9 protein-coding genes are annotated in these 10,869 nt (G+C 71.0%); 1 reads left to right on the top strand and 8 read right to left on the bottom strand.

What is annotated here, in order from left to right; translation table 11 throughout:
* Nucleotides 1-63: 63 nt before the first annotated feature.
* The gene (locus tag ABDW35_RS22870; RefSeq protein WP_343716189.1) at nucleotides 64-1,230 is read right to left on the bottom strand and encodes a porin; all 1,167 of its coding nucleotides are present in this window, start codon (nucleotides 1,228-1,230) and stop codon (nucleotides 64-66) included.
* A gap of 115 nt (nucleotides 1,231-1,345) precedes the next feature.
* On the opposite strand from ABDW35_RS22870, the gene ABDW35_RS22865 reads away from it, so the two are divergent.
* Nucleotides 1,346-2,245, top strand: coding sequence for a helix-turn-helix domain-containing protein (locus tag ABDW35_RS22865; RefSeq protein ID WP_343716188.1), 900 nt, complete (start codon nucleotides 1,346-1,348; stop codon nucleotides 2,243-2,245).
* Between the two features lie 183 nt (nucleotides 2,246-2,428).
* On the opposite strand, the gene ABDW35_RS22860 is transcribed toward ABDW35_RS22865, so the two are convergent.
* The 7 genes from ABDW35_RS22860 to ABDW35_RS22830 form a co-directional block, all read right to left on the bottom strand.
* Nucleotides 2,429-3,931 carry an FGGY-family carbohydrate kinase gene (locus ABDW35_RS22860; RefSeq protein WP_343716187.1) on the bottom strand — a complete coding sequence of 501 codons (1,503 nt, stop codon included), beginning with the start codon at nucleotides 3,929-3,931 and terminating at the stop codon, nucleotides 2,429-2,431.
* Complete coding sequence (locus tag ABDW35_RS22855) at nucleotides 3,928-4,776, bottom strand: hypothetical protein (RefSeq protein WP_343716186.1); 849 nt, start codon at nucleotides 4,774-4,776, stop codon at nucleotides 3,928-3,930. Before ABDW35_RS22855 ends, ABDW35_RS22860 begins: the two co-directional genes overlap by 4 nt.
* Before the next feature lie 12 nt (nucleotides 4,777-4,788).
* Nucleotides 4,789-6,474: a glycerol-3-phosphate dehydrogenase/oxidase gene (locus ABDW35_RS22850; protein ID WP_343716185.1), complete on the bottom strand. Its 1,686-nt coding sequence runs from the start codon at nucleotides 6,472-6,474 to the stop codon at nucleotides 4,789-4,791.
* A gap of 269 nt (nucleotides 6,475-6,743) precedes the next feature.
* Complete coding sequence (locus ABDW35_RS22845; protein ID WP_343716184.1) at nucleotides 6,744-7,736, bottom strand: aldo/keto reductase; 993 nt, start codon at nucleotides 7,734-7,736, stop codon at nucleotides 6,744-6,746.
* Entirely contained in the window at nucleotides 7,720-8,700 is a 981-nt protein-coding gene (locus ABDW35_RS22840) for a sugar-binding transcriptional regulator (protein WP_343716183.1), read from the bottom strand. Before ABDW35_RS22840 ends, ABDW35_RS22845 begins: the two co-directional genes overlap by 17 nt.
* A 5-nt stretch (nucleotides 8,701-8,705) precedes the next feature.
* Nucleotides 8,706-9,677, bottom strand: coding sequence for an ABC transporter permease (locus ABDW35_RS22835; protein WP_343716182.1), 972 nt, complete (start codon nucleotides 9,675-9,677; stop codon nucleotides 8,706-8,708).
* Nucleotides 9,674-10,869: sugar ABC transporter ATP-binding protein (locus tag ABDW35_RS22830; protein ID WP_343716181.1), on the bottom strand; the 1,196-nt coding region annotated here is incomplete at its 5' end. The genes ABDW35_RS22835 and ABDW35_RS22830, both read right to left, overlap by 4 nt.

The raw sequence follows: 10,869 nt of genomic DNA, 5'->3' as shown, positions 1-10,869 counted from the left end.
GTGACACTGCGGATTCCGGATTTCTTCCGCCACAGGGCGTTCATTTTCCGGAAAACCAGCACGTCAGAAGCCCAGCACCAAGCCGCTGACCAGCACGGTGTTGTCGTAATCCGGCCCCTGGCGGAATGACGCCGTCTCCCAGGTCAACTCGGCATAGGCGTTCAGGCCGGGAGCCAGGGTGTAGACCAGCGTGCCGGCGGCGATGTGGTTCTGCCTGAGGTCGGACCGGCCGGGATCGCCGGTGTCGTCGCTGCCCGCCAGGCCGTTGCCCTTGCGGCCGGTGGTGAAGGCATAGCCGAGCCCGGCCTCGAAATCGCCGAAGCGCCAGGCCAGGCTGGCGGCAAGGGTGTCGATCGCCTTGCCGCTGTCGGCGATGCGGTCGTAATGGACCCAGTTCAGGCTGCCGGTGACGTCGCCGGCGGCGACCTGCGTGCCCAGGCTGTAGGCCGCGAGGTCGCGATGGCCGCCGACGCCGTTGCCGGTGGAGGCGGTGCCGGAGACCAGCACCGACACGCCGTCGAGATCGGCCGTGTAGTTGGCGCCGGCGGTGACGACGTTCTCGTACAGCGTGTCGGCGTCATTGGTCAGGTCGGCGCGGCCGCCATTGCCGGCATGGCCGCTGCCGCCGACCACCGGCGTGAAGTCGACCCCGAAGGAGAAGCCGCCGAGATCGGGCGAGCTGTATTTGATCCGGGTGTCCGGGTCGCCGATGCCCGAGATGTAGGTCGGGTCCAGCGAGAAGAAGTGGCCGCCGCCATAGGCGTAGTCATGGTCGAGGTTGTCGCCCCAATTGGCGCCCATCCCCATCTCCGACACCACCGAATCATGGGCGAAGATGTAGCCGTAATCGCCGGCCACGGCATCGACGTCGCCCAGGGTGACGGTGCCGAAATCGCCCTGGAGATAGATATAGACATGGTCGACCGTGGCGTTGTCGCGGCGGTCGACGTTGTTGAAGCGGATGCGGCCGCCATATTCCAGGCCGCTGTCGGTGACATTCTTGACGTCGAATTGCAGCCGGCCGCCGGAACGGAAATCATAGTCGCGGTCGAAGCCGCTGTCGCCGGACTGGTTCAGCACCGCCGCGGCCTCGAAGCCGAGGAAGCCGGAGATCTTCAACTGCAGCCCGGAGGTGACCGGCGCCTCCGCCGCCCCCGCCCCCGTCGTCATGGTGATGATGCCCGTCGCCGCGCAGATCGCCGCGGCGGCGCTGCTTCGCGCTCTTGCCATCGCTTGCCCCCTGTTGCCGGGTTCGCCCCTGCCCGGCACTGTGGAGGGTCGGATTCCGGATTTCTTCCACGCCGCCGCTTGTGTTTTCCGGAAAGCCAGCTTCATTCTCGATGGGATGAGCGAGACCCTGACGCCGCCGGCCGCGCCGCCGGACATCGAGACCTATATCGACAGCGGCGATTTCTATGCCGAGCGGCATGTGCCGGAGCCGATGGGCCAGGCCCATTGGCACGACCATATCGAGCTGAACCTGCTGCTGGCCGGCGGCATGACCTATCTGTTCAACGGCACACGGATCTCGATTGGGGCGAACCGGGTGCATCTGTTCTGGGCGGCGGTGCCGCACCAGGTGATCGCGGTCGAGCCGACGGCCGACCTGATCTGCGTCTACCTGCCCTTCGCGGATTTCCTGACCCTGCCGGTGGCCGACGCCTTCAAGTCCGGCGTGATGGACGGCCGCTTCGCCGCGGTGGCGGCGCCCGACCCGATCGACCCGCTGCTGTTCCAGCGCTGGGCCGCCGAATGGCCGGAGGGGTCGGCGCTGCGGCAGCAGATCCTGCGCGAGGAGGTGGGCTTAAGGGTCAAGCGCCTGTCGCTCGATGCGGTGGCGCCGGACGCCTCGGCCGACGCGACGCCCTGCGAGATCGAGGCGGCCGAGGAGGCGCCGCGGCTGGCCAATGCCGGCCGCCGGGCCATCGCCCGGGTCCAGGCCATGACCGACCACATCAACGCGCATTTCGGCGAGCCGGTGACGGTCGAGGCGGTGGCCGCCGCCGGCGGGCTGCACCCGACCAACGCCATGGCCGTGTTCAAGCGGGTGCTGGGCATGACCATCGCCCAGTACATAAGGCGGCAGCGGCTGAGCCGGGCGATGATGATGCTGGTCGACACCGACCTGTCGATCGCCGAGGTCGCCTTCGGCTGCGGCTACGGCTCGCTCAGCCAGTTCTATGAGGAGTTCCAGCGCCACTGCCGCAGCACGCCGCGGCAGTACCGGCTGAAGTTCCGGCGGTAGGGCGTGGTGAATTGAGGTCCGGTCGGGTGAGAGTCTGATTGGATCTCGAGCGTCTTCTCGCGTTGCCTCTCCCGCCTGCGAAATGGTGCGGACCGCTTCTTCTTAGTCCCCCCTCCCCCTGCGGGAGGGGGGACTCTCATTTTTCCGGTCGATATCGTGATGGGCTCCGCGACCCTGGCGCGCTCAGGCCTGCCCGATATCCCTGAGCGCCGCCCAGTGCGGCGCCAGGCTTTTGCCGACCGCCTGCCACAGGGCGAAGCGGCGGCGGTAGAAGCCGGCCAGGCACGGATCGGGCACCACCTCGCGCGGCGGCGCCACCATCGCGGCGGCGGCCTCGTCGAGGTCGGCGAAGCGGCCGGCGCCGACCGCGGCGGCCATTGCGGCGCCGAGCGCCCCGGTCTCCGCCTGCGCCGCGACCCTGACCGGCATCCGCAGCACGTCGGCGATCATCTGCGGCCAGACCGGGCTGCGGGCGCCGCCGCCGGAGATGGTGATGCCGCGCAGCCGGGCGCCGGCGGCCAGCAGCTTCTCGACATGGGCGAGATGGGCGAAGGCCACGCCTTCGAACACCGCCCGCACCATGTCGCCGCCATCATGCCAGCCGGCCAGGCCGAAGAAGCCGGCGCGGGCAGACGGATCGCCCGCCGCGCCATAGAGATAGGGGTGATACATCGGCCCGTCGGCCTTGGGCGGCGCCGCAGCGGCCAGGGCGTCGGCCAAAGCGAAGGCGCTGCCCTCGCGTCGTGCGTCGTGGGCCAGCAGGTGATGCGCCAGCCATTCCAGGTTGGCCGCCGAGGTGGCGGAGTTCTCCATCGACAGGAAGCGGCCGGGCGCCATGCCGGCCGACATGAACACCCCGTCCAACGGCGCGTCGACCACGACCTGGTTGATGCTCCAGGTGCCGAGGATGATCGAGGCCTGGCCCGGCCGGGTGACGCCGGCGCCGACGGCGCTGGCCACCACGTCGAAGAAGCCGGCGACCACCGGCGTGCCCTCGGCCAGGCCGGTGCGCGCCGCCGCCTCCGCCGACACCGTGCCGACCCGGTCGGTCGGCCAGTGCAGCGGCGGCAGCTTGGCGGCGATGCCGCCGAGGCCGTAGACCTGCAGCAGGCCATCGTCGTAGCGGTTCTCGGGCAGGCGCAGCAGACCGGCGCCGCCCATGTCGGTGATGTCGGTCGCCACCCGCCCGATCAGGGCATGGGTCACCAGGTCCTTGCACATCAGCACATGGGCGGCGCGGTCCAGGACCTGCGGCCGGTGCCGCGCCATCCAGGCCAGCAGCGCCGGGGTCTGCGACGGCCAGGGCCGCTGCAGGCAGATCGCCGCCGCCGCCTCCCCCATCCCGTTTGCCTGCCAGTCCTCGACCAGACCGGCGGTGCGGGAGTCGAGCGACTGGATCGCCGCCAGCGGCCCGCCTTCGGCATCGAGCAGATAGAGGCCGTTGCCATGGCCCGAGGTGCCGATGCCGGCGATGTCGCGGCCGTGCAGGCCGCTCTTGTCCAGCAGCTCGCGGACGAGGCCGGCGAGGTCGGCGCGCAGGCGGCCGATGTCGCGCTCGACCATCCCCGGCTCCGGGCTGTGGCCGCCGGTGTCGCGATGGGCAAAGGCCAGCTCGCGCCCGGCATCGTCGAACAGCAGCGCCTTGACCCCGGTGTTGCCGGCGTCGATGCCCAGCCAGGCGCTCATCGCCCGCCCCCGCTGCGGTAGATCGACCAGGCGGCGTCGCCGTCGGCGCCGTCATGGATCATCGCCATCAGCGCCGCCACCACGGCGCCGGGATTGTCGTGCTGGTAGATGTTGCGGCCATAGACCATGCCATGCGCGCCCTGAGCCATCAGCGCGGCCGAGGTGTCGAACACGCGCCGCAGCTCGGCCTTGCCGCCGCCGCGCACCAGCACCGGGCAGCGCGCCGCCTGGACCACATGGCGGAAATCCGCCGGGTCGTCGGTCGGGTCGGCCTTGACGATGTCGGCGCCCAGCTCGCGCGCCAGCCGCACCAGGGTGACGATCTTCTCGGTGTCGCCGTCGACCAGATAGCCGCCGCGGTCGTTCGGCTGCATCACCAGCGGCTCGATCATCAGCGGCATGCCGTATTTCTCGCAATCGTTGCCGAGGCGGCTGATGTTCTGCACGCATTGCCGGAACAGCCCCGGCTCGTCCGGCAGCATGAACAGGTTCACCACCACGCAGGCGGCGTCAAGCCGCAGCGCCGGCAGGATCGGGTCGGCCTCGTTCTGCAGCACCGCCCACATCTCGCGGTGGCGCTGGCGGTTGTAGGGGTTGCCCATGTCGACGCGCATCACCAGCGCCGGCCGGTCCTGCCCCGGCATCGACTGGAGCAGGTCGGCCTGGCCGTAATTCATCTGGATCGCGTCCGGCCCAGCTTCGGCCAGCATGCGGACCACGCCTTCCATGTCCTCCAGCCCGGCCATGAAGGAAGGCTCATTGCAGACGCCGTGGTCGATGGCGACGTCGAGGCAGCGGCCATTGCGCATCAGCCGGTTCAGGCGGACCTTCTTGGTCAGATACATCGGAAACCCCAATCAGTGTTGCGCGGCCTGCACGCGATGGCGGCGGGCCATGATGTCGTCGAAGCGGGCGGCGGCGGCCGCGGTCTCGGTTTCGGTCCAGCCGAGAGCGGCGGCGACCAGGCTCCCGGCCTCGGCCACCAGGGCCGGCGTGATCCGGCCTTCCATGCCCAGCAGGGTGCGGCGCAACAGCAGATCGCCGATGTCGCGCACCCGTTCGGTCTCGATCAGGTATTGCAGCTCGCGCCGCGAATAATCGGGCGCGGCGGCGACCGGCGCGTCCGGCCCCTGCCCGAGGAAGCGTGCGACGGCGACGGCCCGGCTGCCGTAGCGCTCGCTCAGCGCCTGGAACCGCGCCAGCGGCAGGCCGGCGGCGGCGGCCTGGTCCTGCTGCCAGCGCGACCTCGTGTCGGCATCGCGCGGAAAGCCACGGCCGCCGCCGATCGCCAGGTCGTGGGTGCCGACCCGGCGTGGCCGGCCCAGCTGGGCCAGGGCCAGGTCGGCGACCTCCTCGCCGAAGGCGCGGAAGGTGGTCCACTTGCCGCCGATCAGGGTCAGCAGGGCGAAGGGCAGCGTGCCCGCCGGGTCGACCTCGACCGCGTGGTCACGGCTGATCCGCCCGGTCGCCTCACCGTCGCTGACCGGCAGCGGCCGGACGCCGGTGAAGACGTGGACGATCTCGTCGTCGCGCACCTCCAGCTCCGGGAAGATCCCGGCCAGCGCGGCGAGCATGTAGCGCTTCTCGTCGTCCAGGCAGACCGCGTCGTCCGGGTCGTCGACCCGGATGTCGGTGGACCCGACCAGGGCGGCGCCGGCATGATTGAAGGCGATGCAGATGCGGCCGTCGTCGTTCTCGAAATAGATCATCCGGCCGTCCAGCGCCTCCTGCAGCGCCGGGTTGCGGATCATCAGATGCGACCCCTTGGTGCCCTGGACGCGGCGCCGGTTGGTGGCCGGGCCGATGGCGCCGCCCACCAGGTCGACCCAGGCGCCGGTGGCGTTGACCACCACGCGCGGCGCGATCCGCCCGCTGGCGCCGGTGATCCGGTCGCGCCAGGCCAGGCCGTCGCCGTCCCGCCCGGTGATCTCGGTGTAGGAGAAGGCGCGGGCGCCGGTCTCGGCCTCGGTGTCCAGCACCAGCTCGATGCCCAGCCGTTCCGGCTGCGTGACGCGGGCGTCGTAGTACAGCACCCCGGCCACCGCCCGCCGGGTGATGCCCTTGGCCAGGCGCTGCAGCTTCGCCCGGCCGATGCCGCGGTGCCGCGGCATGGTGCGGCTGCGCCAGGACAAGAGGTCGTAGAGGGCGAGGCCGGTGCGGATCATCAGCCCGGGCCGCGCCTGCGGCCGCTCGGCGATCCCCAGGAAGGCGCCGATCGTCGCCAGCGTGCCGCGCAGCCGGGCCGTCACCGGCACCAGGGTCGGCAGCGGCGAGACATAGTGCGGCGCGTTGCGCAGCAGCCGGTCGCGCTCCCGCAGCGACTGGCGGACCAGCCGGAACTCCCCGTTCTCCAGATAGCGCAGCCCGCCATGCACCATGCGGGACAGGGCGGCGCTGGCACCGGAGCAGAAATCGTCGCGCTCGACCAGCACCACGTCGATGCCCTGCAGCGCCAGCTCGCGGAAGGTGCTGATGCCGTTGATGCCGCCGCCGATCACCAGGACATCGGCCCGCTCAGGGATGGACGAGCCATTGCCGGTCATTGTGTCGTGTCCTGTGGGAAGGCCGGCAAAGACATCGACCGAAGAGAAAACGAGTCCCCCCTCCCCTCGCGGGAGGGGGCTAGGGGGAGGGGGTTCCCGCCGAAGGAGCCGGCCCGGACCGCCGCCGATCGGCGCGGACGCCGAATGGGGTGCCCCGCCCATACGCGCGCGGACGCGCGCAGCCCCCTCCCCCTGCCCCCCTCCCGCAAGGGGAGGGGGGACTTAGAAGGGGCGATGAGTGAGTTGGAGGACATTCGCTGGGACCCGGCCTACGCCGCCGCCGCGACCGGGCCGAGATGGGTGGCGATGGCGCGGTCGATCGCGGCCAGCTCGTCCGCCGCCAAGCGCAGCTCGCCGGCCCGCGCATTCGCCCGGGCCTGGTCGGCGTTGCGGGCGCCGCAGAGCGCGAAGGTGATGCCGGGCTGCGCCAGGGTCCAGGCGATCACCACATCGGCGACCGCCACCCCATGGTCGCGGGCGATGCCGCCGAGATCGGCGGCGAAGGCGGCCACCAGCCGCCGGTTCTCGGCCGAGAAGCGCGGATTGGTGCGGCGCAGGTCGTCGCCGTCGAATGTCCGCTCCGGCCCGATCCGGCCGGTCAAGAGGCCCAGCGCCAGGCTGGAATAGCTGATCACGGCGATGCTGGCGTCGCGGCAGGGCGGCAGCAGCGTCCGCTCCAGCCCGCGATCGAGCATGTTGTACGCCTCCTGCACGCAGTCGACCGGGCCGGCGGCGCGATAGGCGGCGAGGTCCTCGACGCTGGCATTGCTGATGCCGATGGCCCTGGTCTTGCCCTCGGCCTTCAGCGCCAGCAGCGCCTCCATGGTCTCGGCGATCGGCGTCGTCGGGTCCTGCCAATGGGTGATCAGCACGTCGACATGGTCGGTGCGCAGGCGGCGCAGGCTGGCCTCCAGCTCCGCCCGCACCGATTCCGCGCCGAGATAGCGGTGGATGGTCTTGTCGTCCTGGCCGACGAAGGGACGGCCCTTGTCGGTGTCCCAGACCAGGCCGCATTTGGTGACCAGCACCACCTCGTCGCGGCGCCCCTCGATCGCCCTTCCGACCAGTTGCTCGGCCCGGCCGAGGCCATAGGCCGGGGCGGTGTCGATCAGAGTGACGCCGGCGTCGAGTGCGGCGCGGATCGCGGCCACCGATGCGTCGTCGTCGCCGCCGCCCCACAGCCAGCCGCCCATGGCCCAGGTGCCGAGCCCCACCGCGCTGGCGGGGATCCCGCTGGCCCCGATCTCACGCTGCATCTGCATCCTTGCCCTCCAGCTTTTCGACGACGGCGCGGGCCGTCCGGTCATCCGTGATCAAATGGCCCAGCGCGCCGCCGCGCAGCACCGCGCCGATGGCCTCGACCTTGCGGGCGCCCGAGGCCACCGCGATGCGCCGCGGGATCCCCGCCAGCTCGTCCAGCGTCAGCGCCACCAGCCGGCGGTTCGACGGGTGGTCGCAGGGCTTGCCGTCATGGTCGAGCAGATGGGCCAGCAGCTCCGCCTCCGCCCCCACGCGCTCGATGGCGCCGCGGTCGGCAGTGTCCGACAGGGTCAGGTAGGTGGCGTGCTCGTCGCGCACCGAGCCGATGCCGAACAGGGCGACATCGGCCGATCGCGCCATGTCGAGCACGCTGCGGATGGTCGACACCGACAGCAGCGCCGCCCGCTCGGCCTCGTTCGCGGCGAAGATCGGGGCGTGCAGCTGGTAGGCCTTGCCGCCCAGCTTCTCGGCCAGGGCGACGGCGACGTGGTTGACGTCGGTGCGGAACTTGCCCTGGACGCCCCCGGTGGCCGGCACCACGCGCACGTCATAGGCCCGCGGCGGGGCCAGCGCCTCGATCGTGGCGCAGAGGGCGACGCCGCCGGAGACGGCGATGGTCATGCCGTCGGCCAGGCCTTCCAGCAGCGTGGTCGCCGCCGCCTCGGCCGCCGTCTTCAGCACGATCGCCGGGTCGGTCGACACCGCCGGCACCGCCACCGCCGAATCGAGCCCGCCCAGGCGTTTCAGCGCCGCCGACAGCCCCTCCTCCGCATCGAAGGGCGAGCGGATGCGGATGTCGACCAGCCCGCGCTCATGCCCCTCGCGGATCATGCGGTTGACGGTGGCGGGGGAGATGCCGATCTCGGCCGCGATCTCGGCCTGGGAGCGGTGCTCCTGGTAGAACATGACGAGGACGCGGTGGATGTTTCGCAGTCTCTCGGCTTCGCTGTAGAGCGGGCGCGGCATCGGTGTCAGCCTCGGGCCTTGTGCGTGTTGAGGAGGTGATCGATCGTCACCGCCACCAGCAGGATGGCGCCGCGGATGATGTCCTGCCAGTACACCGGCACGTTGAGCAGGATCAGAGACGACGTGACCAGCGACAGCAGGGCCGCCCCCAGCACCGCCCCGGCGATGGTGCCGGACCCGCCGTTCAGGCTGGCCCCGCCGATCACCGCGGCGGCGATGACGCTGAGCTCCATGCCGACGCCGAATTGCGGGGTGGCCGCGCCGAAGCGGGCCATGTAGATCACCCCGGCGACGCCGGCCAGCGTGCTGCACAGCGTGGCGCAGATGATCTTGGTGCGCCTGGTGTCGATGCCGGAGAAGCGGGCCGCCTTCTCGTTGCTGCCGGTGTAGTAGACCCGGCGGAACAGCACCGATTTGCGCAGCAGCACGTCGAACACGGCGATCAGCGCCAGGAAGATCAGGATCACGAAGGGAAGGCCGCCGAGGCTGCCCTGGCCGACGAACTTGAACGCCTTCGGCAGCGAGAACAGCGACTGCGGCGTGCCCTGGGTCAAGAGCAGGCTGAGGCCGCGGGTGACCACCATGAAGGCCAGCGACACGATGAAGAAGTGCAGCCCGATGCGGGTGACGCACAGCCCCATCAGGAAGCCGATGGCGCCGCAGGCCGCGATCGCGATCAGGCTGGCCGACCAGGGGTCGAGCCCGGCGAGGAACAGCGTGCCGCCGATCACCATCGACAGGCACACGACCGACCCGACCGACAGGTCGATGCCGCCGACGATCAGCAGGATGGTCATGCCGATGACGACGATCCCCTCGATCGAGAAGGACAGCAGGATCGCCCGCATGTTGGCGAGGGTCAGGAAATAGGGCGAGGCGAAACTCATCGCCACGAACAGCAGGGCGATGATGGCCAGGAGGCCGAATTCGCGGACCCGGACGACGCGCATCATCGGCGTCACGGCGGCCATGCTCATCTGATGTCTCCCATGGCGGCACGGCGCGGCGCGCCCTGTTGGTGGTGCTGGGCCCCGAGGCCGGAGGCCAGGTGCATGATCGCCTCCTCGGTCATCTCGCCGGGCCCGAGCTCGCCGGCCAGGCGGCCCTCATGCAGGACCAGGATGCGGTCGCTGATGCCGATCAGCTCCGGCAGCTCCGACGAGATGGCGACGATGCCGGCGCCCTGGTCGGCGAGCTCGCGCAGGATGGCGTAGATCTGGGCCTTGGCGCCGATGTCGACGCCGCGCGTCGGCTCGTCGACGAACAGCACGCGCGGGTTGACCGCCAGCAGCCGGGCCAGCGCCACCTTCTGCTGGTTGCCGCCGCTGAGCGTCGCCACCGGCTGCTGCACGCCGGCGCAGCGGATGCCCAGCCGCTGGCGCATGCTCTCAGCCAGCGCCGCCTCGCGCCGCCGGCTGACCATGACGCGGCCCGACACCCGCCGCAGGTCCAGCGACGAGATGGTCTGGGCGATCGGCAGGTCGAGGAAGACGCCGTTGCCCTTGCGGTCCTCGCTGAGATAGGCCAGCCCCTGCCGCACCGCGGCGGGATAGTCGTCCGGCGGCACCTCGGCCCCGTCGCAGGTGACCTTGCCGGCAGTGCGCCGGGCTAGGCCGCAGATCGCCTGCACCGTCTCGGTGCGGCCGGAGCCGATCAGCCCGCCGAGGCCGACGATCTCGCCCGGCCGGATCTCGAAGCCGACATCGCGGACGATGCCGCCGTCTGACAGGCCCTCGACCCTGAGCAGCGGGGCCGCGGCGGCCGGGCCGCGGCGCGGCGGGTACAGGTCGAGCAGCGGCCGCCCGACCATCTTCGCCGCCACCTGCTCCGGCGTCGTCGCCGCGGTCGGCAGCGTCTCGACATAGGCGCCGTCACGGAACACGGTGATGCGGTCGGCGATGGCGAAGATCTCGGCCATGCGATGACTGATATAGATGATGCCGATGCCGCGCGCCTGCAGGCCGCGGATGATGGCGAACAGCGCCTCGGCCTCCGCCTCGGTCAGCGCCGCCGTCGGCTCGTCCAGGATCAGCACCCGGCAGTTCAGGGTCAGGGCCTTGGCAATCTCGACGATCTGCTGGCTGGCGATCGGCAGCTCGCCGGCCTTCACGTCGACCGGCACCGGGTGCAGGCTGGCGCTGTCGTGGTAAACGGCATTGACTCCGAGTG

This window comes from Inquilinus sp., from assembly GCF_039594555.1.
Taxonomy (GTDB): domain Bacteria; phylum Pseudomonadota; class Alphaproteobacteria; order DSM-16000; family Inquilinaceae; genus Inquilinus.
The sequence above is the reverse complement of the archived record's forward strand: the minus strand, read 5'-3'. Positions and strand labels throughout refer to the sequence as shown.

Coding starts and splice junctions, on each gene's coding strand:
- ABDW35_RS22870 (WP_343716189.1), bottom strand. CDS start 1,230: ATGGCAAGAGCGCGAAGCAGCGCCGCCGCGGCGATCTGCGCGGCGACG.
- ABDW35_RS22865 (WP_343716188.1), top strand. CDS start 1,346: ATGAGCGAGACCCTGACGCCGCCGGCCGCGCCGCCGGACATCGAGACC.
- ABDW35_RS22860 (WP_343716187.1), bottom strand. CDS start 3,931: ATGAGCGCCTGGCTGGGCATCGACGCCGGCAACACCGGGGTCAAGGCG.
- ABDW35_RS22855 (WP_343716186.1), bottom strand. CDS start 4,776: ATGTATCTGACCAAGAAGGTCCGCCTGAACCGGCTGATGCGCAATGGC.
- ABDW35_RS22850 (WP_343716185.1), bottom strand. CDS start 6,474: ATGACCGGCAATGGCTCGTCCATCCCTGAGCGGGCCGATGTCCTGGTG.
- ABDW35_RS22845 (WP_343716184.1), bottom strand. CDS start 7,736: ATGCAGATGCAGCGTGAGATCGGGGCCAGCGGGATCCCCGCCAGCGCG.
- ABDW35_RS22840 (WP_343716183.1), bottom strand. CDS start 8,700: ATGCCGCGCCCGCTCTACAGCGAAGCCGAGAGACTGCGAAACATCCAC.
- ABDW35_RS22835 (WP_343716182.1), bottom strand. CDS start 9,677: ATGAGCATGGCCGCCGTGACGCCGATGATGCGCGTCGTCCGGGTCCGC.